This window comes from Asticcacaulis sp., from assembly GCF_051954415.1.
In the GTDB taxonomy this organism is placed as follows: Bacteria; Pseudomonadota; Alphaproteobacteria; order Caulobacterales; family Caulobacteraceae; genus Asticcacaulis.
Genome location: NZ_JBQCHT010000044.1, coordinates 16,873 through 43,446 on the forward strand (window position 1 = coordinate 16,873; position 26,574 = coordinate 43,446).

At 58.8% G+C, this 26,574-nt stretch carries 29 protein-coding genes and 1 tRNA gene; 12 read left to right on the forward strand and 18 right to left on the reverse strand.

All coding sequences use genetic code 11. The annotated features are described in order from the left end of the window. The first annotated feature begins 13 nt into the window (after positions 1 to 13). Positions 14 to 1,957 (forward strand): hypothetical protein, encoded by a 1,944-nt coding sequence (locus ACTHND_RS16545; protein ID WP_440179071.1) that lies wholly within the window; start codon positions 14 to 16, stop codon positions 1,955 to 1,957. Positions 1,958 to 1,966: 9 nt separating this feature from the next. On the opposite strand, the gene fsa is transcribed toward ACTHND_RS16545, so the two are convergent. Then, positions 1,967 to 2,620, reverse strand: coding sequence for a fructose-6-phosphate aldolase (gene fsa, locus ACTHND_RS16550; RefSeq protein ID WP_440179072.1), 654 nt, complete (start codon positions 2,618 to 2,620; stop codon positions 1,967 to 1,969). Positions 2,621 to 2,744: 124 nt separating this feature from the next. Between fsa and rimO the strand changes: the two genes are divergently transcribed. Continuing rightward, positions 2,745 to 4,160: a 30S ribosomal protein S12 methylthiotransferase RimO gene (gene rimO, locus ACTHND_RS16555; protein WP_440179073.1), complete on the forward strand. Its 1,416-nt coding sequence runs from the start codon at positions 2,745 to 2,747 to the stop codon at positions 4,158 to 4,160. Positions 4,161 to 4,255: 95 nt separating this feature from the next. On the opposite strand, the gene ACTHND_RS16560 is transcribed toward rimO, so the two are convergent. Both ACTHND_RS16560 and ACTHND_RS16565 read right to left on the reverse strand, forming a co-directional pair. Next, entirely contained in the window at positions 4,256 to 4,891 is a 636-nt protein-coding gene (locus ACTHND_RS16560) for a CatB-related O-acetyltransferase (protein WP_440179074.1), read from the reverse strand. Between the two features lie 201 nt (positions 4,892 to 5,092). Next, a complete protein-coding gene (locus tag ACTHND_RS16565; RefSeq protein ID WP_440179075.1) occupies positions 5,093 to 5,611 on the reverse strand; it encodes a hypothetical protein in 519 nt (172 codons plus the stop codon). Positions 5,612 to 5,883: 272 nt separating this feature from the next. Between ACTHND_RS16565 and ACTHND_RS16570 the strand changes: the two genes are divergently transcribed. Together ACTHND_RS16570 and ACTHND_RS16575 are read left to right on the forward strand one after the other, a co-directional pair. Continuing rightward, a complete protein-coding gene (locus ACTHND_RS16570; RefSeq protein ID WP_440179076.1) occupies positions 5,884 to 6,837 on the forward strand; it encodes an alpha/beta fold hydrolase in 954 nt (317 codons plus the stop codon). A 36-nt stretch (positions 6,838 to 6,873) separates the two neighbouring features. Continuing rightward, the gene (locus tag ACTHND_RS16575; RefSeq protein WP_440179077.1) at positions 6,874 to 7,293 is read left to right on the forward strand and encodes an Hsp20 family protein; all 420 of its coding nucleotides are present in this window, start codon (positions 6,874 to 6,876) and stop codon (positions 7,291 to 7,293) included. Positions 7,294 to 7,429: 136 nt separating this feature from the next. Here ACTHND_RS16575 and ptsN read toward each other — a convergent pair whose 3' ends face one another. The 11 genes from ptsN to ACTHND_RS16630 all read right to left on the reverse strand — a co-directional run bounded on the left by ptsN (position 7,430) and on the right by ACTHND_RS16630 (position 15,340). After that, positions 7,430 to 7,894, reverse strand: a complete 465-nt coding sequence (ptsN, locus tag ACTHND_RS16580; RefSeq protein ID WP_440179078.1) for a PTS IIA-like nitrogen regulatory protein PtsN — start codon at positions 7,892 to 7,894, stop codon at positions 7,430 to 7,432. 182 nt (positions 7,895 to 8,076) lie between these two features. Further along, positions 8,077 to 8,691, reverse strand: a complete 615-nt coding sequence (hpf, locus tag ACTHND_RS16585; RefSeq protein WP_440179079.1) for a ribosome hibernation-promoting factor, HPF/YfiA family — start codon at positions 8,689 to 8,691, stop codon at positions 8,077 to 8,079. Between the two features lie 253 nt (positions 8,692 to 8,944). Next, complete coding sequence (gene rpoN / locus ACTHND_RS16590; RefSeq protein ID WP_440179080.1) at positions 8,945 to 10,465, reverse strand: RNA polymerase factor sigma-54; 1,521 nt, start codon at positions 10,463 to 10,465, stop codon at positions 8,945 to 8,947. A gap of 168 nt (positions 10,466 to 10,633) precedes the next feature. Next, a complete protein-coding gene (gene lptB, locus ACTHND_RS16595) occupies positions 10,634 to 11,404 on the reverse strand; it encodes an LPS export ABC transporter ATP-binding protein (RefSeq protein WP_440179081.1) in 771 nt (256 codons plus the stop codon). A 5-nt stretch (positions 11,405 to 11,409) separates the two neighbouring features. Further along, the gene (gene lptA / locus ACTHND_RS16600; RefSeq protein WP_440179082.1) at positions 11,410 to 11,922 is read right to left on the reverse strand and encodes a lipopolysaccharide transport periplasmic protein LptA; all 513 of its coding nucleotides are present in this window, start codon (positions 11,920 to 11,922) and stop codon (positions 11,410 to 11,412) included. Positions 11,923 to 11,961: 39 nt separating this feature from the next. Beyond that, positions 11,962 to 12,660 carry an LPS export ABC transporter periplasmic protein LptC gene (lptC, locus tag ACTHND_RS16605; protein ID WP_440179083.1) on the reverse strand — a complete coding sequence of 233 codons (699 nt, stop codon included), beginning with the start codon at positions 12,658 to 12,660 and terminating at the stop codon, positions 11,962 to 11,964. Between the two features lie 24 nt (positions 12,661 to 12,684). Beyond that, complete coding sequence (locus tag ACTHND_RS16610; RefSeq protein WP_440179084.1) at positions 12,685 to 13,305, reverse strand: ribonuclease D; 621 nt, start codon at positions 13,303 to 13,305, stop codon at positions 12,685 to 12,687. Positions 13,306 to 13,411: 106 nt separating this feature from the next. Beyond that, positions 13,412 to 13,867, reverse strand: a complete 456-nt coding sequence (locus ACTHND_RS16615; protein ID WP_440179085.1) for a hypothetical protein — start codon at positions 13,865 to 13,867, stop codon at positions 13,412 to 13,414. Positions 13,868 to 13,899: 32 nt separating this feature from the next. Next, positions 13,900 to 14,433 carry a hypothetical protein gene (locus tag ACTHND_RS16620; RefSeq protein WP_440179086.1) on the reverse strand — a complete coding sequence of 178 codons (534 nt, stop codon included), beginning with the start codon at positions 14,431 to 14,433 and terminating at the stop codon, positions 13,900 to 13,902. 21 nt (positions 14,434 to 14,454) lie between these two features. Beyond that, a complete protein-coding gene (locus tag ACTHND_RS16625) occupies positions 14,455 to 15,117 on the reverse strand; it encodes a dienelactone hydrolase family protein (RefSeq protein WP_440179087.1) in 663 nt (220 codons plus the stop codon). A gap of 76 nt (positions 15,118 to 15,193) precedes the next feature. After that, on the reverse strand, positions 15,194 to 15,340 hold the full coding sequence (locus ACTHND_RS16630; protein WP_170828266.1) for a hypothetical protein: 147 nt from the start codon (positions 15,338 to 15,340) through the stop codon (positions 15,194 to 15,196). 205 nt (positions 15,341 to 15,545) lie between these two features. Here ACTHND_RS16630 and ACTHND_RS16635 point away from each other — a divergent pair, with 205 nt between their 5' ends. Next, positions 15,546 to 15,821, forward strand: coding sequence for a metal/formaldehyde-sensitive transcriptional repressor (locus tag ACTHND_RS16635; protein ID WP_440179088.1), 276 nt, complete (start codon positions 15,546 to 15,548; stop codon positions 15,819 to 15,821). A 6-nt stretch (positions 15,822 to 15,827) separates the two neighbouring features. Next, a complete protein-coding gene (locus tag ACTHND_RS16640) occupies positions 15,828 to 16,949 on the forward strand; it encodes a nickel/cobalt efflux transporter (RefSeq protein ID WP_440179089.1) in 1,122 nt (373 codons plus the stop codon). A 119-nt stretch (positions 16,950 to 17,068) separates the two neighbouring features. On the opposite strand, the gene ACTHND_RS16645 is transcribed toward ACTHND_RS16640, so the two are convergent. Together ACTHND_RS16645 and ACTHND_RS16650 are read right to left on the reverse strand one after the other, a co-directional pair. Continuing rightward, positions 17,069 to 17,144, reverse strand: a tRNA-Ala gene (locus ACTHND_RS16645). A gap of 160 nt (positions 17,145 to 17,304) precedes the next feature. After that, the gene (locus tag ACTHND_RS16650) at positions 17,305 to 17,796 is read right to left on the reverse strand and encodes a TIGR02300 family protein (RefSeq protein WP_440179090.1); all 492 of its coding nucleotides are present in this window, start codon (positions 17,794 to 17,796) and stop codon (positions 17,305 to 17,307) included. A gap of 174 nt (positions 17,797 to 17,970) precedes the next feature. Between ACTHND_RS16650 and ACTHND_RS16655 the strand changes: the two genes are divergently transcribed. Then, complete coding sequence (locus ACTHND_RS16655) at positions 17,971 to 19,197, forward strand: 3-phosphoshikimate 1-carboxyvinyltransferase (protein WP_440179091.1); 1,227 nt, start codon at positions 17,971 to 17,973, stop codon at positions 19,195 to 19,197. A 26-nt stretch (positions 19,198 to 19,223) separates the two neighbouring features. After that, the gene (locus ACTHND_RS16660; RefSeq protein WP_440179092.1) at positions 19,224 to 19,757 is read left to right on the forward strand and encodes a 3'-5' exonuclease; all 534 of its coding nucleotides are present in this window, start codon (positions 19,224 to 19,226) and stop codon (positions 19,755 to 19,757) included. Here ACTHND_RS16660 and ACTHND_RS16665 read toward each other — a convergent pair. Next, entirely contained in the window at positions 19,744 to 20,073 is a 330-nt protein-coding gene (locus tag ACTHND_RS16665; protein WP_440179093.1) for a hypothetical protein, read from the reverse strand. The genes ACTHND_RS16660 and ACTHND_RS16665 overlap by 14 nt on opposite strands. A 61-nt stretch (positions 20,074 to 20,134) precedes the next feature. Between ACTHND_RS16665 and cmk the strand changes: the two genes are divergently transcribed. The 4 genes from cmk to mscL all read left to right on the forward strand — a co-directional run bounded on the left by cmk (position 20,135) and on the right by mscL (position 23,746). Further along, positions 20,135 to 20,749, forward strand: a complete 615-nt coding sequence (cmk, locus tag ACTHND_RS16670) for a (d)CMP kinase (RefSeq protein WP_440179094.1) — start codon at positions 20,135 to 20,137, stop codon at positions 20,747 to 20,749. A gap of 235 nt (positions 20,750 to 20,984) precedes the next feature. Continuing rightward, positions 20,985 to 22,676, forward strand: a complete 1,692-nt coding sequence (gene rpsA, locus ACTHND_RS16675) for a 30S ribosomal protein S1 (RefSeq protein WP_440179095.1) — start codon at positions 20,985 to 20,987, stop codon at positions 22,674 to 22,676. Positions 22,677 to 23,035: 359 nt separating this feature from the next. Further along, a complete protein-coding gene (locus ACTHND_RS16680) occupies positions 23,036 to 23,332 on the forward strand; it encodes an integration host factor subunit beta (protein WP_440179096.1) in 297 nt (98 codons plus the stop codon). 15 nt (positions 23,333 to 23,347) lie between these two features. After that, positions 23,348 to 23,746: a large-conductance mechanosensitive channel protein MscL gene (mscL, locus tag ACTHND_RS16685; RefSeq protein ID WP_440179097.1), complete on the forward strand. Its 399-nt coding sequence runs from the start codon at positions 23,348 to 23,350 to the stop codon at positions 23,744 to 23,746. 158 nt (positions 23,747 to 23,904) lie between these two features. Here the strand turns inward: mscL and ACTHND_RS16690 are convergent, their stop codons facing one another. Beyond that, complete coding sequence (locus ACTHND_RS16690) at positions 23,905 to 26,337, reverse strand: glucan 1,4-alpha-glucosidase (protein ID WP_440179098.1); 2,433 nt, start codon at positions 26,335 to 26,337, stop codon at positions 23,905 to 23,907. Positions 26,338 to 26,574: the final 237 nt, after the last annotated feature.

Here is a 26,574-nt window from a genome sequence, read left to right on the forward strand (position 1 = left end):
AGGACGCGGCCCGATGAATATGCAAACGCTTACAGGACTTCTCACCGTGCTGTTCGTGGCCGGGACGGCATCGGCCCAAACGCCGCCGCCCGCAAATCCTGACGGCACAACGGTTATCGTCCAGGGGGAAAAGCCGGGCCGCCCGCATCCCTGGCTCAAGGCGGGGAGCCCCCATTTTACGGTCTACAGCGATACCAGCCGCGGCCATGTCCGCGAACTGCTCGAAAATCTGGAGCGCTTTCGCTACGTGCTGAATAACTTGTCCCATATCGATGAAGAACCGGCGGGCGCACCGAAATTTACCCTCTACTATCTCGCCGATGCCGAAGACCTCGCCATAATCAATCCGGAGAGACCCAATCGGGCAGCCGGTCTTTATGAAGCCTGCGAGGAAGGCGCCCAGGGCTTCGCGGTCGATCGACCGGGGCCGGCCTATGCGGAGCAAAATGCCGCCGAACAGCCCGAAAATGAAGGCCAGACCCTGATCTTCCAGGCCTATGCCCGCTATTTCTTCCGCAGCCATTTCCCGCAGCGCGCCCCGCTCTGGTACATCGAAGGCTATGCCCGCTACGTCTCGACCATGCGGTTCGAGGACAAGACGGCCATCCTGGGCCTGCCGCCCTATTCGACGGACGCCTATCTGCGCGGTCTCGACACGCGCTATCCCAGCCGCCTCGATTACAAGGATGTGCTGAACGACAATGACTGGTTCAGCAACCGGCGCGGCGAGACCGGCGCCCTGCAAAATGACGTGGCCGCCAAACGCAACCGGCAGCGCGTCACGGATCAGGGGCCGGCCGAGCTGGCGCGTTCGGAAAATGTGCGCCTGGCCGCTGAATTTACCTCCCGCTCATGGCTGCTGACCCACTGGATCCTCTCGTCACCGGAGCGGGCGCAAAAGCTGGCGGCGTATGATGCCGCGGTTCAGGCCGGGGAGCGCCGCGTCGATGCGTTCAGCCGTCTCTTTGGGAGCAGCGCGGTCAGCCTGGATGTGGTGTTGCGCAAATACCTGCTGAAAGAGCTGAAACCAGGCCGGATGGCCGTGCCTGGCCTGCCCTTGCCGGATGTAACTTTTGACGACCTGCCGGTGCCAGCGGATAATCTGATGCTGGAAAACGCCGCCTTGCAGGGGTGCCCGTCCGCGGCTTATGGCCGCCGTCTGCTGGGCGATGTCCGCAATGAGGCGGCCGGGCATCCGGATAATCCTGTCGCCCAAATGGTGCTCAGCCGCGCCGAAATTCTTTATGGCGATCCAGGCGCAGCCCTGCCCTGGCTGCAAAAAACGGCGCAGGCAAATCCTGCCGATTTTGAAGCCGGCTATCTACTGGGACGCGCCGAACTGAAACTGGCGGAAACAACGGACAATCCCGATGACTATGAGGCCGCCGAATCCGCCCTGACCCGCGCATCCGGACTGCAACCGAACTCGGCCACCAATGCCTTCTGGTACTATCGCGCCCGTGTATCCGGCAATGATCATATTGAGGCGGATGCCGCCGGCGCCGCCGTCATGGCCTGGCGGCTGGCGCCTGAGGTTGATGCCTATGTCTTCCATACCGCGCTTGTTGACGGGCAGGCCGGCGACACGGCAACAGCCACACGGCTTTTCAATCAGCTCGCCACTGATCCCCGACCCGGTCCGTGGGCGAAGCCGGCCAAGGCGTGGCTGGCGCGTCTGAAAGCGGGCGCGGGCAAGGCTGATTTCCTGGCGGCCATCGTCACCCCGGAGAAGCCCGATGCGGGCTGGCAGGGGCAGGTGGACTGGACCCTGAATACCACGGCCGTGCTCGGCGACGTGATCCGCCAGCAGGATGAGGATGACAAGCTGCGGATGCAGGCCAAGGCGTTCTGGTCACCGCCGGCTGACAATAGCACGCCACAGGGCGGGCAGACCCTGCCCAATGCCGCGCAAGAAAAAATCGGAGAGCAGGACGCTCTCCGATTTGATGCCTTGTAGCTCTGAGCCTTACAGGATCGACTGGCCGGTGCTCTTCCAGTCGGACAGGAAGGTTTCCAGGCCCTTGTCAGTCAGCGGATGCTTGAACATGTCGCGGAAGGTCTGCGGCGGCAGGGTGGCGCAATCGGCGCCGGCAATGGCCGCCTGGGCGACGTGGGTGTTGTTACGCAAGCTCGCCGCCAGGATTTCGGTATCGAAATCGTAATTGTCATAGACGGCGCGAATGTCGTGGATCAATTGCATCCCATCGGCGCCCTGGTCATCGAGACGGCCGACGAACGGCGAGATGTAGGTGGCGCCGGCCTTGGCGGCCAGCAGGGCCTGGGTGGCCGAGAAGCACAGGGTGACATTGGTCATCAGGCCTTGCGCAGAAAATTCCCGGGTAGCCTTCAGGCCATCGATGGTCAGCGGCACCTTGATGACCACATTGGTGGCGATCTTGGCCAGCTTCTCGCCTTCCAGGATCATGGTCCTGGCGTCAGTGGCAGCGACCTCGGCGGAGATCGGGCCCTCGCACATGTCGCAGATTTCCTTGATGACTTCGAGGATATTGCGGCCGGACTTGGCGATCAGGGTCGGGTTCGTGGTGACGCCGTCGATCAGGCCGGTTTCCAGCAGTTCGGCAAGAACCTTGGTGTCGGCGGTATCGGCAAAAAGCAGCATGAAGGGCTTCCTTGAAATGGGGGACTCGAATAGCCAGTTTCAGGAATGGCTTCCAACCGGCGCGATAATTCTGTATGGGGAGGCTTAATCCCTATTCCCTCCGAAAAAGCAAGTTTTATCTGTAATGAGTGATGCCGTTTTGAAATCGGATGCCCAGCCGAAAGTCGGTTTTGTCTCGCTCGGCTGCCCCAAGGCCCTGGTCGATTCCGAACGCATCCTGACGCGCCTGAAGGGCGAGGGCTACGACACCTCGGCCTCATATGCCGGCGCCGACGTCATTGTCGTCAATACCTGCGGCTTCCTCGATTCCGCCAAGGAAGAAAGCCTGAACGCCATCGGCGAAGCTCTGGCCGAAAACGGCAAGGTCATCGTGACCGGCTGCATGGGCGGTGAGGAAGACCTGATCCGCGCACGCTTCCCCAATGTTGCCGCCGTCACCGGCGCGCACCAGTATGACGCGGTGATGGACGCCGTGCATAATGTCGTGCCACCGAAACCCGATCCCTTCCGTCCGCTGGTGCCAGAAGACAGCCCCGGTGTGCGTCTGACACCGAAGCATTATTCCTACCTCAAGATTTCCGAAGGCTGCGACCACCGCTGCTCCTTCTGCATCATCCCATCCCTGCGTGGCGATCTCGCCTCGCGTCCGGTTGCTGAGGTGTTGCGCGAAGCTGAAATTCTGGCCAAATCCGGCGTCAAGGAACTGCTGGTCGTCAGCCAGGACACGTCGGCCTATGGGCTCGATATCAAGTACGCGCAAAGTGAGTGGCGCGGCCAGAACTGGGATGCCAGCTTTGAAGACCTGGCGCGTGGCTTAGGCGAACTCGGCATCTGGGTGCGTATGCACTATGTCTACCCCTATCCGCACGTCAACTCGGTCATTCCGTTGATGGCTGAGGGCAAGATCCTGCCCTATCTCGATATCCCGTTCCAGCACGCCAGCCCTAAGATTCTCAAGGCGATGAAGCGTCCCGGCAATCAGGAAAAGACGCTCGACCGCATCCTCTCCTGGCGCGAAATCTGCCCGGACCTGACCCTGCGCTCGACCTTCGTCGTCGGCTTTCCCGGCGAGACCGAAGCCGATTTCAACTTCCTGCTCGACTGGCTGGAAGCGGCGCAGATCGATCGTGTCGGCGCCTTCGCTTATGAAAACGTCGAAGGCGCGGCCGCCAAGCTGCTGCCTGACCATGTGCCGGAAGAGGTCAAGCAGGATCGCCTGGCGCGCTTCATGGCGGTCGCTTCGCGCATTTCGGCGCAAAAACTGGCCAGTAAGGTGGGTCGCATCGAGGAGTGTCTGGTCGATGACATCCGCAATGACGGCACCGCCATCGCCCGCACCCGCGGCGACGCGCCGGAAATCGACGGCCATATCTTCCTCAAGGGTTTCAACGGCCTGAAAGCCGGTGACCTGGTCAAGGCCAAGGTAACAAGAGCCGACGCCTATGACCTGTGGGGCGAACCCGAGGGCCTGATCAAGCTGAACCGGGTTCCTGGCGCCCGCCCAGCGGTCCGCCGACATACGCTGATTTCGCGGATTTAAGGTAGGTTAGCCACAGATGTCACAGATGGGCACAGATGGCGCTGCGCGCCTGTCTTGAAATATCTGTGCTCATCTGTGACATCTGTGGCTAAATCTTAGACTACTTTCAGTGCCACTATATCCGCACCTTCGATGGCGGCCAAATTGGCTTCGATCCTGTCAATCGGCCAGTCCCACCATTTAATTTCTAACAAATCAGAAATGACTTCATCGCTCAAGCGCTGGCGGATGACCTGCGCCGGATTGCCGCCGACAATGGTGTAGGGGGCGACATCCTTCGTCACCACGGCACCGGAGGCGATAATCGCGCCCGAACCGATGGTAACGCCCGGCATGATCGTGGCGTTATGGCCGATCCAGACATCGTTCCCTACCACCGTATCACGCGATGGCAGGTTGATATAGTCGATCATGGTTTCCGGCTTGAAGACGCGGAACGGATAGGTCGAAAACCCGCCCATCGGGTGATTGGCCGACGAGGTGATGAAAGTCGTGCCGTGGGCGAACTGGCAAAACATCCCGATCACCAGCTTTTCCTTGCTGATCGGGAAGAGATAGGGCGCCAGGGTCTGGGCCCAGTTGGTCTGCGGCGCAAAATTCGACGCATAGGAATAAGCGCCGACCGATATGCGCGGGTGGTCGATGACGTTTTGCAGGTAGACCGTGTTGGTGATCACCGTGCCATCGGGCGCGGTGATCGGATGGACGGCGTCCTTATTGAGAAGGGGCATTCAAAAGCCTTTATGATTGGAGTTAGATGTTTACGCCCCCTCTCCCTACGCAGTGGGGAGAGGACGACAAGCAAGGCGCAGCCGCAGATTGTCGGGTGAGGGGCTTTCTGTTGGATTTCGCCCCTCACCCGGTCGCCTTCGCTCCGCTCGTCTCCCGTCCTCTCCCCACTACGTAGGGAGAGGGGAAGAGGAAATCACCTTTTAAAATTTCGCGGTCAGGCGACGCGACAGGCGGGCCTTGATGCGCGCCAGAGCGGCTTCGGAGGCGGGGCGAATGAAGTCATAGCCGATATCGGCCCAGTCCGGATCATCCTTCTCGTAACCCAGGCGCGGCAAGATTTCGAGCGAGGTCACAAATGCCTGGATGCGGTAAGGCAACAGCACGCCGCCATTCGCCATCTGGTGTGCCTTGGCCTCCTCATAATTACGGAACCAGTGATTGATCGAATCTTTCAGGCCGGGGGCTGCGAAGATTTCGGAAAAATCGACCTCTTCGGCGGCGGATTTCAGGGCCGACCAGGTGGGGAAACCGGCTTCATGGGCGATCACGGTCAGGGCGTGCTTCAGTTGCAGGCCGGCCGGTGCATTTTCCAGACGGCTGAAACGCATACGCGCAGACGCGTCATCGGCGCGCACGGCTTTCAGCAGGTTCGCGGCGTCACGTTTATAGGCATCGATGGGTTTGAGATCATGCGCGGCGTTTTTGGCCATTTTGGGCATGGGAAGTCTCCTTTGTACAAAGGCTTTTCCCCATCCCGGAAAGCCACAAAAGAGCGGATTATATGTAGCAAATCTCTTGCAGCAGGAGGACGCAAACGTCTTTCGCGGGGCTGAGCCGTCCTGCCGGCTCAAGCGCTCAGATAACCGCAAAACCACTGAAAAGCAAGCGTGGGGGGAATGCGCTGTACTGTGTTTGCATTTTTTTCATGATTGGCGCGTGAAGTGATGTTAAGATTTTGCGACAGCGAACCCCAGGAAACCGGGCGGGCAGATTGATCAATCTCAAAGAGACGCTTCAGACCTTCAGTCACGGGCATGACGCCATGTCTCCGGTCTCCGGCGTGTTGAAGAAAGGTCCGCTCTATCACGATCGCTGGTGGCTGACCGAAGACGGTCTGCGTCTCTACGCCCGCGATTATCCCGCCGCCGCCGGACGGGTGCGCCTGCCGGTCATCTGCCTGCATGGTTTGACGCGCAATTCCAGCGATTTCGAAGAGGTGGCGCCCTATATCGCTGCGCTCGACCGCCGCGTCATCGTACCCGACCTGCGCGGCCGCGGCCTGTCGGAAAACGATCCCGATGTCGCCAACTATCATCTGTGGACCTATGCCAAGGACATTCTCGACCTGTGCGACGCCTTAGGTATAGGCCGGGCGGTATTTATCGGTAATTCCATGGGTGGCCTGGTGGCCATGGTGCTGTCGACCCTCAGGCCCAACCTGATCCAGGCGGCGGTGCTGAATGATATCGGCCCGACCCTGGCGCCAAAGGGGCAGGCGCGCATTTCGGCCCTGGCGGCCATGCAGCGACGCGCCATGCGCAACTGGCAGGACGCGAGCGCCTTTATCGCCGAACAATACCGGCTGGTCTTTCCCGATAATACAACAGCGGACTGGCTGAAATTCGCCCGGCGTGTGTTCAGGAAAGGCCGCGACGGTAATCTGCATCTGGCCTACGACCCGCGCATCACCGACGCCTTCAAGACCCTGACCATGGACTCACCGGCCTATGACCTGGCGCCCTGCTATGACAGTCTGGCGCATGGCCGCCGGATACTGCTGATCCGCGGCGCCTTGTCGGACGTGCTTGATGCCGCCGAGGCCAAAAAGATGATGGTCTCGAACGAGGTGTCGCGCGTCGATATCGACCGGGTCGGCCACGCGCCCCTGCTGACTGAACCGCAGGCGCGGCTGGCTATCACCGACTTCCTTGAATCGCAAGCCTAGAACGCCCATATCGCTACCATCAATGCGAGGGTGCTGATGACGCGGACCGTGATTTTTGACAGCCCGTTTTTGTTGGGTTTTGACGATATGCGGCTGCTGATCGACCGTGTCGGGCGCAGCCACGACAATTACCCGCCCTATAATGTCGAATCCTTAAGCCCGGACCATATCCGCATCAGCATTGCCGTGGCCGGCTTTACCGCTGATCAGTTACGTATAGAGGTACGCGGCGCCCACCTGACCGTTTCGGCGACACGTGATCGCGCGGGTGAAGCGCCTGAGCGCGACTATCTGCATCGCGGCATCGCCCTGCGTGGCTTCAATCGCGCCTTCGTGCTGAGCGACGGGCTCGAAATCACCGGGGCCAGCCTGGCCTATGGCCTGCTGCATATCGACCTTGCCCGGCCAAAGCCGAGCGATGAGGTCCGGATCATTCCGATAGAAGTCGTAGGATAGATTCCACGTTCCTCCCCTCTTGGAGGGGAGGTGTCGAGCAAGCGCAGCGCGTCGAGACGGAGGGGTAAAGCCGCACACGCTGTTGCCGGGTAATCGCCCCCCGCTGCATCCCCCCTTCGGGCAGTTAAACAGCGGATTAAGCCGCGTTGCTGTCGGCAATATCGGTCAGGATAGCGTAAATCGCGTCCGGATTTTCCATCTTGCGCAACTGCTCGCGCAGATCCTTCTGGCGAAGGAGACGCGACACCTTGGCCAGGGCGCGCAGATGCTCAGTGCCGGCATTTTCCGGCGCCAGCAGGGCGAAGATCAGGTCAACCGGTGTGTCGTCGATGGAATCGTAATCGACCGGCGCATCCAGGCGCACGAAGATCCCGTGCATTCGGTCGAGCCCCGGCAGGGCGGCGTGCGGTACAGCTACCCCCATGCCGACGCCTGTGGAGCCGAGCTTTTCACGTTCCAGCAGGGCCTGATGCACGTCGGCCGCTTCCAGACCCAACTGGCGCGCCGCCACGTCTGCCACCATCTGGAGGGCCTGACGCTTGGAATTGACACTGACATTGCCAAGAATGGCGTGCCGGTCCAGCAGGGTGGTCAAAAACATAGTGTATCCGTGGTCGACATAACTGGCTCCCCTCAGCCTGGGCCACTGCGGCCCGCATGGCGACGGGGCGCGCGATGCCCGCCTGCCATAGAGAAGAGACACCCGAAGGTCAACCCATCTCACCTGGCGGGCGCGCACCGGACACACGACCCCGTCCCCGATTTTCCCCGGATATATATACTTTACTGCGTGGTCACCTTCGCGCGGGTGCGCTCCGGATCGATCCAGCCGATATTACCATCCGGCCGTCGATATATGACGGACAAACCGCCATGAGCGGCATTGCGGAACATAATCGCCGGATAGTTGGAAAGTTCCATTTCCGCCACCGCCACCGAGACGGTCATGGTGCGCAGGGCGGTTTCCGTTTCGGCAATGATCATGGAATGCGGCGGCGATGAGTGATCCATGCCGTCATCCAGTTCGACCTCCGGCTCATCGTCGCCATCGAAGGCCCGCAGGACCGTCACATTGGCCGTCTCTTCCTTGACCGGCGTGCCGTTGTGATGCTGCTTCAATCGTCGCTTATAGCGCCGGACGCGTTTCTCCATATTGTCGAGCGTACCGTCAAAGGCCGAATGGGCATCGCCACCAAACGCGTGCGCTATAAGCGTCTGGCCCGATGCGAGCCTGACCCAGCAATCCGCCTTGAACAAATGACCCTGCTTCGAAATGGTCACTTCGGCGTCGCCGCCGCGTTCAAAATATTTGGCGATACCTGAGGTAAGCTCGGTTTCAATGCGCGCGCGCAAGGCGTCACCGACTTCGACCTGTTTTCCACTGACTTGGATTTGCATAGCGATATGTCGCTCCGTTCTTAAAACAAAAAGAACTTCGTCGCCGGCCAAGGACATAGCCTGGAGGGGCCGGCGGCAATGGGCACCCGGACGTATTTCACGAGTACAAGGACGACTGTACGCCGACTGGCGGGGATGCAAAATCAAGAATTTGTGTAGCGAATTAACCCGCATTCACCTTGATTATTATCAGCAAATTACAGGTCAGGGCGCATTATGCGGCTCGCCGATACACCTGTCGGGCGAAAGCGGATCAGCGAATTTGGCGCTTGCGTTCGACGCTCGACGGGATGCGCAGGGCCTCCCGATACTTGGCCACGGTGCGCCGGGCGATATCCACCCCGGCCTCTTTCAGAATTTCGACGATACGGTCATCGGACAGGATTTCGCCGGACGATTTTTCGCCATCGATCAGGGTCTTGATCTTGTGGCGTACCGCTTCGGCGGAGTGCGCCGAGGTGCCGTCATTCGAGGCGATCGAGGAGGTGAAGAAGAACTTCAGCTCGAAGACACCACGCGGCGTAGCGACGTACTTGTTGGAGGTAACGCGCGAAATGGTCGATTCGTGCATCCCCACCGCGTCGGCCACGGTTTTCAGGTTCAGCGGGCGCAGATATTCGACACCATAGACGAAGAAGGCATCTTGCTGGCGGACGATTTCGGCGGAAACCTTGAGGATGGTGCGCGCCCGCTGGTCCAGGCTCTTGATCAGCCAGTTGGCCTGGCTCAGGCAGTCATTCAGATAGGATTTTTCGGATTCGGAGCGGGCCGAGGTCGCCACCCTGGCATGATATTTCTGATCGACCAGCACGCGCGGCAGGGTGTCGGAATTGAGATCGATGCGCCAGCCACCATTGGTATCCGGCCGCACAAAGACATCCGGCACCACGGTCTGCGACGGTTCGGCGCCGTAGGCGGCCCCCGGACGCGGATTAAGCGATTTCAGCTCGGCGATCATCTCGCTGAGATCTTCCTCATCGACACCGCAGACCTTGCGCAGGGCCGAGAGATCACGGCGCGCCAGCAGTTCGAGATTATCAATCAGCGCCGCCATGGCCGGATCGAAACGATTGCGCTCGATCAGTTGCAGCTTCAGGCATTCCGGCACGCTGGTGGCCATGATGCCGGTCGGCTCGAAGCCCTGGCAGGCAGTCAGCACCTTTTCCACGAGGGCCAGTTCGCAGCCGAGGCGATCAGCGATTTCGGCCAGAGGCACCCGCATGTAGCCGGCATCATCTACGGCATCGATCAGGATCTGCGCAATGGCCATTTCCGGTGCGCTGAAATGGGCGATCAGTGCCTGGTCGGTCAGGTGTTCGGTGAGCGTTTTTTCGCGCGTCAGCGCCCGTTCCATGTCCTCGTCACCATCGAAGCCGCCCCCGCCCTTGCCAGCCTTGGACCAGTCGACCATCGGGCCTTCGCCGGTATCGGCCGTGGCCGATTCGCGCTCGCGCACCACCGGCTCATCGTCGCCATAGACATCGGAAGCCGAGGCATCGAGATCGGAATTGGCGGCGATCGTATCGCGGTCACCCAACTCCAGTTCGCGGGATTCGCCGCTGTCGGCCGCTGGCGCGGGGGCATCGGCGTCGTTGGCCTCACCCACTGGGTCGCTGTCATCACGCTGAAGCAGCGGATTGCGCTCCAGTTCGGTTTCGATCACCGCCTCAAGCTCAAGGTTCGACAATTGCAGCAGCTTGATCGCCTGCTGCAACTGAGGGGTGATGACCAGCCCCTGTCCCTGCTTGAGTTCTAATCTTTGACCGAGCGCCATTGATGACCTTTAGACCGTTTGCGTCATACTGACCGCAAATCGTCTATATTTCTTTAGCTTCGGCAATTTTTGCGGAAACCGGACGAAAACATGTCCGGCATTGTGCGTTAACAGTTACTGTCGAATGGTTAACGGATGGGGGCAATCGGCAGATTATGCCCAGCGAATCTAGGAATTGAAAGACTCGCCCAGATAGACACGCTTCACTTCCGGATCGTGGGTGATTTCATCCGCCGTGCCTTCAAAGAGCACCTCGCCCGAATGGATGATCGAGGCGCGATCGACCAGGTCGAGCGTTTCGCGGACATTGTGATCGGTGATCAGGATGCCGATCCCGCGGCTCTTGAGGTACATAACCACTTCGCGGATATCAGAAATGGCCAGCGGGTCGATGCCGGCGAAGGGCTCATCCAGCAGCATGAATGACGGCTTGCCGGCCAGCGCCCGGGCGATTTCGACGCGACGGCGCTCCCCGCCTGAAAGGGCGGTGGCCGGCGAATGGCGGATATGGGTAATGCGCAGCTCTTCGAGCAACCGGTTGACATCATCACGGACCTTGTTCGGATCCTTCTCGTTCAGTTCGAGCACGGCAAGGATATTCTGTTCCACAGACATGCCGCGGAAGATCGAGGCTTCCTGGGGCAGGTAACCCAGTCCCATGCGGGCGCGCTGGTACATGGGCTGGTAGGTGATGTCCTGGCCGTCGAGCCGGATCGTGCCGTAATCGGCCTCGATCAGCCCGGTGATCATGTAAAAGCAGGTGGTCTTGCCGGCACCGTTGGGGCCCAGCAGCCCCACGACCTCGCCGCGCCCCAGCCTGAGGCTGACGCTCTTGACGACAGCGCGCTCCTTGTAGGTCTTGCCGATTCCCTCGACGACGATACCTTCATTTGCAGTATCGACGCTGACGGCGGGATTGAGTTCTTCGACAGCCAGCATAAGACCTACTTCTTGTCCGGATAGATGATCGCCTTGACGCGGCCGGTGCCGGCATCGAAGGTGGTGGTCTTCTGTGTCAGGTTATAGACCAGCCGCGTACCGGTGGTGACGTTCTGGTTCTGCGTCAGGATGACATCGCCGGTCAGGACCATATCGTCGGTCGCCTTGGTATAGACGGCCTGATCGCCCTTCATGGTGCTGTCCGGCGTGACGTAATAGACATTGCCGGTGGCGACGATGGTGACCACCTCGCCGAAGCCCCGGCCATTGGCGCCGGGCTGGCGGGTGATGACCACCTTATCGGCGCGCAGGCGGGCATTGTCCTGAATGACCTCGACCCGGCCGACGAGCGTCTGGGTATGGGCCAGTTCATCCATGTGCATGGAATCGCCGCCGACCATGACGGGGCCGCCTTCACTCGACACCTGGGCCTGTGCACCGCTGGAGACTGCCAGGCCGCCCGCCGCCGCAATCATCCCGGCCGCGATCAGCGCCGTCACAACCGTTTGCTTTTTCATACCGTCTTTGTCCCTTTGAGAGCCGGTCCGTTTGAAGGGCTACTGTTCAGTTATCGTGGCCCAGGCCTTGGTGTCACCGCGTCCCTTGATGTCCAGTGAATGGCCATTGTCGGAAACCAGGAAGGATTCCCCCACTATATGCCCCGCCGAACCGTTTCCATCAACGTGTTTGTCGCCATAGACAATGGATTTATCCATATCCACCACGGCCTGTTCGGTCCTGAGCACAAAATCCGAACCGCCGGCCGCGATCACCACATGGCCGGTCAGGGTGAACTTGTTGGTGGTCTGGTCAAAGACACCATTGGCCGCCGAAACCCGGGTCGGGTTTTCGACATCGCTGCTCTTGAATTCCATGCTGGGCGCCTTCAGCGAAATCGTCGTGGCGTTCATGCCCTTGCGCACCGCTTCCAGACCGCTGATCGTATAGCGGTCGCCATTGCCGCCCTGGCCATAATAGCGCGGATTGGTGTAGCGGATTTCGTTCAGATTGCCGTTATAGACATTCATCGAATTAATGATGGTCTGCGCCACGATCCAGCCGACATTGAACAGGCCGAGCCCGATGATCAGCCCCGGCAGCAAGCGGCGCAGCAGATGGATCAGGCGCGAACGCCGGCGCACAGCCGCCACCTGCTGCGCCAGGCGGACCCGGCGATCGGCGGCTTCGGCCTCTGCATCTATCTGCACCGCCAGCCCCAGGGGCTGGAGCGGCTCATGAAGGTCCGTCAGGGTCATTAAAAACCTTGGTTCTTTGGCTGGTTACGCCCAGCTATGCGCGAAGATATCGCAATCTTCCCAGCCTGCCAAATCGAGTTTGACGCGGTGCGGTAAAAATTCCATTGCGGCCTTCGCCAACTGATCACGGCCTTCGCGCACCAGCATGGCGTCGAGCTTTTCCTTGAGCGCGTGCAGATGCAGCACATCGGAAGCCGCGTAGGCCAGTTGCTCGGCCGAAAGCGTGGCCTGGCCCCAATCGGAGCTTTGCTGCGCCTTGGAGAGATCAACCGCCAGCAGTTCGCGGGTCAGGTCTTTCAGGCCGTGGCGGTCGGTATAGGTGCGCGCCAGCTTCGAGGCGATCTTGGTACAGTAAACCGGCGCGGTGGTGACGCCGAGATGCAGTTCAAACATGCCGATATCGAAGCGGCCGAAATGAAACAGTTTGAGCACCTTCGGATCGGTCAGCAGACGCTTCAGGTTCGGGCAGTTGTAATCCGGGCGGCTCATACGCACGACATGGGCGTGGCCGTCGCCGGAAGACAATTGCACCACGCACAAAGGATCGCGGCGGAAACGCAGGCCCATGGTTTCGGAATCAATGGCGACGGACGATCCCAGATCGAGCCCGTCCGGCAAATCGCCTTCGTGGTAAAATACGGTCAAAATACACGCCTTCTCGATAGGGACGGTTAATGGCGCCCCTTTATGGGATTTGGCCTAATCCCAAAAAGCGCAAAGGTCAATTGCGGGCCGGTTTAAAGCTTGCCGCTTAAACCGCGCGCCAGTTTCGGGAGAAAGGCTTCTTGATGTTGCTCCAGCCGACAATCAAAAAGATTGAAGCTATGAGATAAAAGAGAGCCAAATGAGAATCTGCGATATAGACGCTGTTTCCAATCAAGGTCTGCTGAAATCCGAGGCAAGCTTTCAAAGCCAGCCATCCACCGATAAACCTCAAACCCGCTTCTTGCCAGTCTTCATAATCGGAAATTTGGATGAGGTCGGTTCCAGATGGCAGCATTTTTTTTGCCAGCCACTCAATGCGAACCCAGAGCACCAAAGACGCGACTACAATTATGCTGAGGAGTAGCAGCATCATCAAGACTATAGCGGCATCAGGCGAACCGAAATCAGGCCCTGTACCTTTCTGCCAAAAGGTAGTTGCCGATAATGCGCCCAAGGCAATTTTTGGCGGAAGATAAAGGCACAATATGCCGGTAATCAGCATACGCAATACAAGTTTGGTAAAACAAAAGGGCGTCACCGGTCACTCTCGCCAAAAGCCGGTTTGGCAAACCAGGTAATTAACGCCTTTAAACCCCCTGCAATCGAACGGGACCAGGCAATAAGCGAGACACCAGCAACAGCATACAATACGCCACTGATGAGCGTGAATGGTAAAATGCTGCTGAAATCTGGATCATGGCGAGCCATAAGATTGAGAGTCTGGCTGAAAAATTTTGCGGCCGTCAGAATGAATAGAGCACCAATAGCGGCCACGACGAGGCCCTTCCACTGATCGATATTTAGTCCCTCGCCATTGGTCTCCGGCGAAGCACTGACCATTCTGCCGGCGATCCAGCCAGCGCCAAACCAGAAAGCTGCCGCGATCAGCGCAGAAAAAATCGCTGCAAATGTCAATGAACCTGCATAGGCCATTGTATTCTTACCGACCTCAGTCTGATCAGCGATCAATGAAACAATAAGCACTAAGGCATAGTTCAGAACATAAACCAGCATCAGGTAGACAGCGAAAAGCCGGCTGGCGATAAAGGCTACAATACGCGCGTTCATTAAGATCCCCCCTTATTTCAGCTACAGCTTGGCGCGCAGGAACGCCATCATCCGTGTCCAGGCCTGTTCAGAGGCTTCGGCATCATAGACCTCCGGGCGGGTCTTGTTGAAGAAGGCGTGGTCGGCGTCGTAGCTGTAGATTTCCGGCGAATTGCCGGCCTTCGTCATGGAGGCCTCAATATCGGCCACCACGGCGGGCGTCACCCAGTCGTCCTTCCTGCCGAAATGGCCCTGGAAGGGGATTTTTATATCGGCCGGATCGGCAAAGGCTTTCGGTGGCACACCATAGAAGCAGACCGCCGCCTTGAAACCTTCCAGCCGCGCCGCAGCCCCTATGGTCAGTGCCCCACCCATGCAGAAGCCCATGACGGCAACCGAGGGATTGATGGTTTTCAGGTAATCGAGCGCCGCGGCGATATCCTGATGGACGGCACCGGGAAAATCGAGGCCATTCATCATATGGCTGGCCTCGTCGGCGTCTTTCGTGATGCGGCCATGATAAAGATCGGGCGCCAGGGCGTTGAAGCCCTCAAACTCGAAGCGATCTACGATCGATTTGATATGGTCGTTCAGGCCCCACCATTCCTGGATGACGATGACGCAGGGCCGTGATTTATCGATATCGGACAAATAAGCATCGAGATGGCCGCCATCGGCGCGATTGAGAGTGATCATGCGGCCCATCGGCGGCTCCTTTGCTGCTTGTCGGGTTCGTCTTACACCCGAAATACCGCCGTTGGAAAGCCAGGAGGTGCGGTGATCAGCGCAGGTTAAGCGGCTGGCGCGGGGTTTCGCTGTCGGCGCGATGACGCGGCGTCGCCATGGCCGAAACGAAGGCAGCGGCACATTGGGCCGGCGCACAGGCGCGGGCGGCGGAAATCCAGTTTACGGCGTCGATCTTCTGCATGATGCGTATCCTCAGGCGGCTCTGCGGCCGCCCTCAACTATGAACCTGTCTGTTGTTTATAGCGGATAATTGTCAAGATTCGATGATGAAGACCTGAATCGGGCGTTAACCCTGCCGGGCGCGGACAAGCCCCCCCCTGAAATATCTTAGAGCTGGACTCCGTTCGTCAAATATAACATAGGGGGGTATGTTATAGGAACTCAACATGCACACGGATAAAGAAAAGTCCAAGCTGCTTGCCCGTGTCCGCCGCATTAAAGGACAGGTCGAAGCACTGGAACGCGCCCTAGAAAGCGAGTCTGAAAGCGAGAAAATCATGCATCTGATCGCCGCGGCCAGGGGCAGTATTTCAGGGCTGATGGGCGAAGTGCTGGAGCACCATATCCGTCACCATCTGGCTGATGACCCAACCCGCCCCGGCGTGTTGAAGCCGGATGCTCAGCAAACGCTCATCGACATTATCCACTCGTATGTGAAGTAATCCAACATGAATGATTTCGCCTCTTTCTTACAGCAAGGCGCCGGTAATGCCTGGCTGTTTATTCCTTCGGCTATTCTTCTGGGCGCCCTCCACGGACTGGAGCCCGGCCATTCGAAGACAATGATGGCGGCCTTCATTGTGGCCGTGCGCGGAACAATCGGTCAGGCGATATTGCTTGGCTTATCGGCAACGGTTTCACATACCTTGATCGTGTGGCTGATCGCACTTGGCGGTCTTTACCTGGGGCAAAGCTGGGATAGCGAAGCCATTGAGCCTTATTTTCAGGTCGCTTCAGCCGTCATTATGCTGGGCGTGGCCCTTTGGATAATCTGGCGGACATGGTCTTATCAGCGCGGGGAGCATGGGCACGATCATCATCATCATCATCACGCCCATGACGAAACCAGACACATTGATACCGGCCATGGCAAGGTCCTCCTGGAAATTTTTGAACAAGGCCAGCCACCGCGCTTCCGACTATTTACGGAAAGGGGACAAGCGTGGGGCGCTGAAGATGTATTGGTGAAGACCATTCGTAAAGACGACAGCCAACAGGCTTTCACCTTTACACAGAAGAAAGGCTTTCTTGAATCGGCAGATGAAATTCCGGAACCGCACGAATTCAGGGCAAAATTGATTTTAGGACATGCCGGCCACAGCCACAGCTATTCGCTGACTTATGAAGAACATCACCAGGATCATAGCGACCATGCGGGCGTAGCGGCCGGATTTGCGGGGGCAGAGCCATATGCCGACGATCATGAACGGGAACATGCCGAAGAGATTGAGCGCCGTTTTGCCGGCCAAAAAGTGACCACACCGCAAATCATTATGTTCGGATTAACCGGCGGCCTCATTCCCTGCCCCGCTTCTATCACTGTCTTGCTTTTGTGCCTGCAATTGAAACGCATTGCACTGGGTGCCACTCTGGTCTTGTGTTTCAGTATCGGCCTCGCCCTGACTATGGTCGCGTCTGGCGTACTGGCTGCGTGGAGTGTGAAACACGTATCGAAGCGCTTTAAAGGATTCGGCAGGATTGCAAACCGTGCGCCCTATCTCTCAAGCGGCCTTATCGTTCTTGTGGCCCTGTATATTGGTTATGCGGGTATAAAAGCCCTGGTTCACTAGCGGGAAAATTTCATCCGGTTGGCTCTTTGCCGGTTTAAGCCCTCGCCGAACCGCGCGGTTCGACCCAATCCACCAATAAAAAACCCGCCGCACTGTAATTGTGGGGGCGGGTGTTTTATTGGTGGAGCATAGCGGAGTCGAACCGCTGACCTCTTGCATGCCATGCAAGCGCTCTACCAGCTGAGCTAATGCCCCATCTCTGAGATGGCCCCGGACCGGGTGGCCCCGTCCGAGGCGGCGACTTCTAGTTCAGGGTTTGCGGCGACGCAAGCCCTTTTGCGAACTTTTTTGAACTTTTTCACAGGTCTCGCGCGACACAAGAAAAAAGCCGCCGGAACATACCGGCGGCTTAATCTTAGCGGTCGTCTTCGTCTTCGCCCGGAAGGCCGTCGATCTCTTCGTCGAAATCGGCATCCTCGTCGTCTTCGAGGAAGGGCACATCGTCGCCATCGTCATCGCCCAGGTCGGCGTCTTCGATATCCATGTCGACGTTTTCACCGGGCGCGCCGACGCGGGCCGGATCGGCCGGATCGAGGTCTTCGTCCTCATCGATCAGCAGGGCGTCGTCGGTGACCACTTCGTCGATTTCCGGCGTAACGGTTTCCGGTTCTTCGTCTTCGTCGTCCTCGCCGCCGGTCTTGCCCTTGACCTGATCTTCGGATTCCTCATCGGTATCTTCATAATCAGGGGCCGTGGTGCGGACGCGCGACCGGCGCGTGCGGACGACTTCTTCCTGGTCGAATTCAGTGTCGCAGCGCGGGCAGTGCGCCGGATGTTTGTTCAGGTCGTAGAATTTTGCCGTGCAGTTGGGGCAAACTTGTTTGGTACCTAAGGCAGGATCAGCCACGAGACGTCCTTCTTTCAGTCTTTAGAAAATTTCGATTGCGTCGGCCCCCTTGCCACTAGATAAGCCTCCTGTCAAAGCCCCTTTTGCGGGCAGAGTTCATTTTTTCGTTTAAACCGAGACTTTCCCGTGTCCAGCCAGCCGAATGCCGTCAGACTTTTATCGCCGAAAGGCAGCTTGACCGGAAAGATCGCCCTGCCCGGCTCGAAATCGATCACCAACCGGGTGCTGCTGATCGCCGCCCTGGCAAAGGGCCGGAGCCATGTCAGCGGCGCGCTCAAGAGCGACGACACCAAATATATGGCGCAGGCCCTGCGTCAGCTTGGCGTGACGGTGGAAGAAACCGGCGACACCGATTTCGTCATCACCAGCACCGGCACATTGACCCCTTCGGCCGAGCCGCTATTCCTCGGCAATGCCGGCACGGCGGTGCGGTTTCTTACGGCCGCCGCGGCCAATATTGCCGGTACGACGGTGCTGACCGGTGACGAACACATGCAAAAGCGGCCCATCGCCCCGCTGGTCGAGGCCCTCAATGCCGCTGGCATCGCGGCCACGGCCCCGACTGGCTGCCCGCCGGTAACAGTGACCAGTGAGGGCGGTTTCGCCAATCGGTCTGTCGAGGTCGATGCCAGCCTGTCGAGCCAGTATGTCTCGGCCCTGATGATGGCCGGCACAAAAGGCGACGCGCCGTTCTCCTTGAAAGTTAAGGACGGCGATATCGGCGCGCGCGGCTATATCGATATCACGCTGGAGTGCATGAAGGCTTTCGGTGCCGAAATCACGCAATCCAGTTCTTTGGCCGGCCCCTTAGGCTGGGACATCGCCAACACGCCTTACGAAGCCCGCGACTACTGGGTGGAACCCGACGCCAGCGCCGCCACCTATATCTGGGGCATCAATGCGCTGCTGGGCGCGCAAATCGATATCGGCATCGCACCCGAAGCGATGATGCAGCCCGACGCCCGCGCCTATGACTATATAAGGCAGTTCCCCAATCTGCCGGCCGAAATCGACGGCAGCCAGATGCAGGACGCCATCCCGACCATCGCCGTGCTGGCCGCGCTCAATAATCATCCGGTGCGCTTTGTTAGCATCGCCAATCTGCGCGTCAAGGAATGCGACCGCATCAATGCCGTCGCCACCGAACTGAACCGCATCCAGCCCGGTCTGGCGGAGGAAATCGGCGACGACCTGCTGGTGACGCCGGACCGCAGCCTGATCGGCAAGCGGGTAGCAGCGGATATCCATACCTATGCCGACCACCGCATCGCCATGGCTTTCGCGCAAGCCGCTTTGGTGATCGACGGCCTGCGCATCCTCGACCCCGGCTGCACCGCCAAGACCTATCCCGGCTATTGGCGCGACCTGCAGAGCGTCGGGGTCGGGATGACGTTCGAGTAGCATTTAAAAAATGGGGGAAAGCGTATATGGTTTGGATTGTTGTTGATATAGAGTCAGACGGCCCCTGTCCGGGGCTTTATTCCATGGTCAGTTTTGCGGCCGTAGCTTTAACCCCTACACTCAGCCACACCTTCGAGGGGAAAGTCGCTCCAATATCTGAAAATTGGCAAGCTGAAGCTCTCGCCATAAGCGGAATTTCAAGGGCAGAACATGAGGCACATCCGTCTGCTTCGGAAACCATGAAGCAATTTTTGGCGTGGTTAGAGAGCATAAACCCAGGCGGAAAATTTACATTCGTGTCGGACAACCCGGCATTCGACTGGCAGTTCATAAACTACTATTTTTACAGCTTTGTCGGTCACAATCCGTTTGGCTTTTCGGCTCGGCGCATTGGCGATATATATTCCGGCTGGAAAGGAAATGTACAGTTGTCTGGTGAATGGCGGCAGTTCAGGAAAACGGCACACACGCATGACCCGCTTGACGATGCCAAAGGTAATGCTGAGGCTCTGCTGGCACTCAATGATCTGGGCCTCAAGATGCCAATCATAGCTTTATAAGCGACTGGTTTTTCTTGCCGAAATGGTATATTTGCCAAAATTCGAAGCAATTATTCTTAAGACGATTAAGCTTTAAGGTCAGGTCTTCGAGATTAGGGTTGTGTGACGAAATCTCTATCAAGAATTGCCACTGCTGCAGGTCGTCTTCGTCCGACTTCCAGATTGAAAACCGCAGACCATCCTTACTTCCACGGAAGTAAATTTCGTCGAGGCAGTTGGCGCTTTGTCTTTCTTCAAAATCGGTTCCGACCGTCTCAAAAAAAGCTTCTGAAAAGGATCGTAAATCCGTTGCATCGGAGCTTGCAAATAGGATCACGGTTTGCGCTTAAGGCTTCTCTTCATTCATAATTTCAATATTCTAACGAATATATCTGTCAATGACCAACCCTCTTCTGATCGCCTTTGACGGCCCGGCCGCGTCCGGCAAGGGCACGCTCGCCTCAGTGATTGCCGCCGATTACGGTCTGCCGTTTCTCGATACCGGCCTGCTGTATCGCGCCGCCGGTCACCTGGCGCATGTGCGTGATATCGACCCCGCCCTCGCCGCCCGCCTGATCGACACCGACACCCTGGCCGATGAGGCTCTGCGTGGCCGTGAAGCCGGCGAACGCGCCTCCCGCGTCGCGGCTATTCCGGAAGTGCGGGCGGCCCTCTTCAAATATCAGCAGGATTTCGCCAACCAGGCGTCCGGCGCCGTGCTCGATGGCCGCGATATTGGCACCGTCATTGCCCCGCACGCGCCGGTCAAGCTGTTCATTACCGCCCGTCCGGAAGTACGCGCTCATCGCCGCTGGCTGCAACTGGTGAAACTCGATCCCGCCCTCACCGAAGCCGAGGTTCTGGACGATATCCGCATCCGTGATGAACGCGATTCGTCGCGGTCAAGCGCGCCGTTGGAAATGGCTGAAGATGCGCTCTTGCTAGATACCTCCGACTTGGGTATAGACGCTGCCATCGCAACTGCGCGATCCCTTGTGAAAAGCCGTCTGTGACATTCTTTCGAGTGTTAAATCCACCAGCGGCTTTATAGAGGCAGCACATGGGACGTCTTCGGGGCTGAAAAGCCTGTGGTTCACACCTTGGGGCCCGCTTCGGCTGCCTCCCAAACCCAGCTTCACAAAATCCAAAGCCGCACCCCCGCGCCCTTTCACCGTCAGACGCCACGGCCTCACCGGCGTTTCCGGAACCTGAAAGACGGGACACGCGCCAACACACAAAAGAGACTCTATGAGCGATTACAATCCGTCGCGCGACGATTTCGCCGCCCTGCTTGACGAATCCATGCACGGCCGCGACATGCTTGAAGGCCAGGTCATTCACGGCCTCGTCGTCGGCGTCGAAAAAGAATATGTCATGGTCGATGTCGGTCTGAAGACCGAAGGCCGTATCTCCCTGAAGGAATTCGGCCTCACAGACGGCCAGTCCTTGAAGGTCGGCGACACCGTCGAAGTTTACCTGGAACGCGTTGAAAACGCCATGGGCGAAGCGGTCATCAGCCGCGAGAAGGCCCGCCGCGAAGAAGCCTGGACCCGCCTGGAAGTGATCTTCAACAAGGGCGAACCGGTCATGGGTACGATCGTCGGTCGCGTCAAGGGCGGCTTCACGGTCGATATGGACGGCGCATCGGGCTTCCTGCCCGGCTCCCAGGTCGATATCCGCCCCGTGCGCGATGTCGCCCCGCTGATGGGCAAGGAACAGCCCTTCGCCATTCTGAAGATGGACCGTCCGCGCGGCAATATCGTCGTGTCGCGTCGCGCCATCCTCGAAGAAGCCCGTGCCGAACAGCGCACCGAGCTGGTCGGCCAACTGGCCGAAGGCGAAATCCGTGACGGCGTCGTCAAAAACATCACCGATTACGGTGCGTTCGTTGACCTCGGCGGCATCGACGGCCTGCTGCACGTTACCGACATGTCGTGGAAGCGCGTTTCGCATCCGTCGCAGGTTCTCAACGTCGGCGATGCTGTCAAGGTTCAGATCATCAAGATCAACCCGGATACGCAGCGCATCAGCCTCGGCATGAAGCAACTGCAGTCCGATCCGTGGGATGGTGTCGACTCCAAGTATCCGGTCGGCGGCAAGTTTTCCGGCCGCATCACCAACATCACTGACTACGGCGCCTTCGTGGAGCTGGAATCGGGCGTTGAAGGCCTGGTTCACGTTTCGGAAATGTCGTGGACCAAGAAGAACGTCCATCCGGGCAAGATCGTTTCGACCTCTCAGGAAGTTGAAGTCGTCGTGCTCGAAGTCGATGCCTCCAAGCGCCGCGTTTCGCTTGGCCTGAAGCAGGCCCAGAATAACCCCTGGGATGACTTCCTGGCTCAGCATCCGGTCGGTTCGACGATCGAAGGCGAAGTCAAGAACGCCACCGAGTTCGGCCTGTTCATCGGCTTCGAAAACGACATCGACGGCATGGTCCACCTGTCGGATCTCGACTGGAACGTGGCCGGCGAAGAAGCCATCGCCAAGTACAAGAAGGGCGATGTCGTCAAGTCCAAGGTTCTGGACGTCGACGTCGAAAAGGAACGCATCAGCCTGGGCATCAAGCAGCTCGGCAGCGATCCGATGACCGGCGACACCTACCGCAAGGGCCAGAACATCACCGTCACCGTTACCGAAGTCACTTCGGGCGGTATCGAAGTGAAGTTCGGTGAAGACGACGCCCCGATGACGGCCTTCATCCGCAAGTCCGACCTGTCGCGCGATCGCAACGAGCAACGCGTTGAGCGTTTTGCCGTCGGCGACCGCATCGACGCCCAGGTGACCAATGTCGACAAGGCGGCCCGCAAGGTCTCCGTTTCGATCAAGGCCCTGGAAATGGCTTCGGAAAAGGAAGCCATCGAGCAATACGGTTCGCAGGATTCCGGCGCTTCGCTGGGCGATATCCTGGGTGCCGCCCTGCGCGACAAGGCCGGTTCGTAAGTACGGGCCTCTTAAATCGCTATGGTGCGAATGCGCCTGAGCGGTTTAGGCAAAGCTAAAAATCAGGCCGGAGCCTCTCACGGGGCTCCGGCTTTTTTTACGCCGCCAAACCGGGCGCATACCGCTTGGTACTCATAAGCCCCCGTGATGTAAGGTTTTTTTGTGAACCTTGTCATTGCGGGGGTTTTTAATATGATGAACGTCCGTCTTGCGCTTCCCAGGCAGGAAAATATCCTGATCCCGACGAAAAATCTTAATATGTTAGCGCTACCAGTACGTTAATCTATCAACAAGCCCTTGAACTCATTTTAATTTTCGGACATGCTTGCCTTCTCAGATTTACCGCGTGAGGGAGATCAATGCTCAAGTCTGAACTTATTGAACGTTTGGCTTCCGAATACCCGCATTTGACGCAGAAGGATGTCGAGCGCGCGGTAAACCTCATTCTGGAATCCATGATCAGCACGCTGGAAAAAGGCGGCCGCGTCGAGCTTCGCGGCTTTGGCGCCCTGTCGGTGCGTTCCCGCCCGGCCCGTGCCGGCCGCAATCCGCGCACCGGGGAATCGGTCAAGGTGCCCGCCAAGCATGTGCCGTTCTTCAAGAGCGGCAAGGAACTACGCGAACGCCTGAATCTTTCCGGCGACGACAACGCCTAACCAGGAGCGCCCGACATGAGCATTGCCTCCGAATTCAAGACCTTCCTGATGCGCGGCAATGTCATCGACCTGGCGGTCGGTGTCGTGATCGGCGGCGCCTTCGGCAAGATCGTCACCTCGCTCGTTGATAATATCATCATGCCGCCGATCGGCTATCTGACCGGCGGCGTCGATTTCTCCAATCTCAAGCTGATCTTGAAGCCGGCCGATATGGCCACCCAGACGGCCGAGGTCGCCATCTCCTATGGCGTCTTCATCAATACGGTCATCCAGTTCCTGATCATCGGCGCAGCCATCTTCCTGGTGGTCAAGGCGATCAACAGGCTGATGCCGCCACCGCCGGCGCCACCGCCGCCCGGCCCTTCGCAGGAAGAACTGCTGGCCGATATCCTGGCTGAGTTGAAGAAGAAATAAGCACTTTCCAAAAAGTGTAACGCACCTTTTTGGATTAAAAAGTGCGCAAAACAAAGCAAGAAGGCCGGGGTTCTGCTCCGGCCTTTTGGCTGTCCGGCGCAGAAAAAAGCCCCCGATGCATAAGCACCGGGGGCCGAGTTGGGTCAAAGGGGTTGAGACTAATCTTTGACCTTGTCTGAAAAGCGCGCATAGGTGGCCGGGTTGCGGTCCCACACCTGGCGGTCACGCACACTGCGCAGAAGCTTGACATATTCGGCGTGCGACCAGGCCAGGGGCGTGGCGCTGTCCGTGCCTTCGCCGACCGTATAGTCGTGTGCGGTCTTCGAACCGACGCCATCGAATACCTGTTCGGGGATCATCAGGCCCTCATTGGCGAACAGTTCCATGCCCTTCACATAGGTGCCGCGGATGGCCGCGATATCGCCGTCCGTCGCGCCACCGGGTTTCAGGCTGTCGAGCGCCAGTTCGTAATGACCGCGTTCACCGGTGAAGATTGGCCAGACGCGCCCGCGCTGGTCGGGCGACATCGGGCCGTAATTGCCGCCTTCCGTGCCTTCGCCATAACCGTCATTGCCGTAGCGACGGAAGCCGGGAACGGTCACATCCGTGCCGGGGAAGTGGAAATCGTAGCGCACGCGCAGATTTTCCGGCAGGGTCTGGTCATCGATCACAGCCAGCGAGGCGGTGATCTCCTTGTCATCGGCCGGGCGCACGCCATAGCGCACCAGTTCGAGGAAGCCGGCATCGACCATCAGGTCAGAGGACAAAGCCGGACGGCCATTGCGGCTGTCCTGGCTGCCCGGCGCATTGGCATCTTCCGAGCGCGAGATGCGCAGGAAGTAACTGGCGGGCTTGTCCTCGCCGCGCACCTTGCCCGACGTGGTGAAAAGTCTCTGTTCCAGTTTTTCGGAATAATCGCCAGCCTTTTCGGAGTAAAGCTTTGCGCTCTCCTTATCGCCCGCCTGGGTGGCAATATCGGCCGCCGCTGTCAGGCCCGCGATCACGGCCGCGGTGGTGGAGGGCGAGTGGCCTTCCTGCTCCTCCCAGCGTTCCTGCTGGCTATAGGGCGGGGTGATGGTGGCGTGGTTCCAGTCCAGCCCCACCGTGCCGCCTTCCTTAAGGAAATCGGCGGCGGGCTTCAGCATGGTCTGGTAGGAGGACAGCAGTTCGGCCTTCGAGATCAGGCCCAGTTGCTCCAGCCGTTCACCGAGCAGGATCGGCATGGCGGTCTGGTCGAGCTGGACCCCGACCCATTCCGGCGTCCCGTCGACATGGGCCTTCTGCATGAACCAGCCGGTGGCGCCGGTATTGCCGGGGGTTGTCGCCTTGACCTGGACGGTCGGCAGATAACGGAAGGCGGCGACCGGCGTTTCGCGGTCGCCCAGGGCGGCCAGCGCCATGGAGACCTGGTAGAAATCGCGCGGCCAAACCGCCTTGTAGCCGGTCGAGGACACATCCGTGGTCACTGTATCGCCCCACGGATTGGAAAGCGAGGCGATCATGGCGCCGGCGGAGGTATGGTCCTCCTGCACCTTCAGCGCCAGGGCCGAGGCATAGAGCAGCTTGCCGTTGTCTTCCGATACCGGGATCAGGCTTTTGAGTTCGGAGAGCGAGGCGAGGTAGTCTTCCCAGCCGACCTTGGCGCCTTCACCGTTATAATTGGCCAGCACCTTTGCATAGCCGGTTTTCAGCGTGGCGGCGGATTCGGCACTGGCCGCCTCGGTGGTGGCGCCGAAGCCGACCGCCAGATCGAAGGTGGCCGCTTTGCTGACCGTCGACAATTGCCCCACCAGCACGATATTGCCCTTCTGATCGGCGGAGCTGTGCAGTTCGCCCAAAGACTGGCTGGCGGTCAGTTCCTTGATGCCGTCGCTGACGCCGGTATAGCCGACCGTGGCCTTTTTAAACGGCACACTGGCCGAGAGATTGAGCGCCACGTTTCCCTGCCAGGCTTGCAGGTTCGTCACATTGGCATGGCCTTCGTCATCGCCCGATGTATTGGCCATGGATGGATCGAGAATAACGTAAGGCGTCACCGGACCTTTGAGCGCCTTGACCGTGACACGCACCATCAGGCTCTGGTGATCTGGATCGGTGAAGACATCCTTGATGATGACGAAACGGCCCTGCTTGTCGGTATTGGTCAGGCGATAGGCGGGCGAAAGCGGCCGGCCGGCAGCATCGGTATGGATATATTCGACATGGCTGGTCGTATCGGTGCGCTCGAAGGCGGTCCATCCGGCACCCGTGACAGCGATCTGCAATTCGCGGATCTGCGCCTCGTGGATGCGGCCATACATGGTTTCGGTCACCACGCCCTCGGCCAGCGAGAACCACACCTTCGAGACGGTGCCGGTCGCGGCCTTATCTGAGAACTGGTAGTCCTTATAGGCCTCAAAGGCGCTGCCGATACCCTGCTTGCCGGAATAGGCCCAGGGGGAAGCCTGCCCCGGACCATTGGTGGCCGGGGCCGCGGCAATAACGGTCGGGTTATGATTGGGGGCCTCTTCCTGCGCCAGGGCCGCGCTGCCCGCCAGAGCCAGCACGCTTGCGCAACCGGCCAGTACATATTTACGCATACGCAATTCCATTACCCTCTCCTGCCGCCGCGCGGCCATTCCCGGCGCGCGAACCTTATTGATTTTGACTGGCTAAATCGTTCCAGACCCGCCTTTTCATCACTATGGCAAAGAGAAGCGGCTTCGTCGCGCTGCATACGTATTCACGCTGGCAAAATCGGCATGAATACGAATGCGCGATCAAGTAGTGGTAGACATTATTTCCAAAATCGATGAATCATAATCGATTTTGGCAAGGGCGACTGCCCG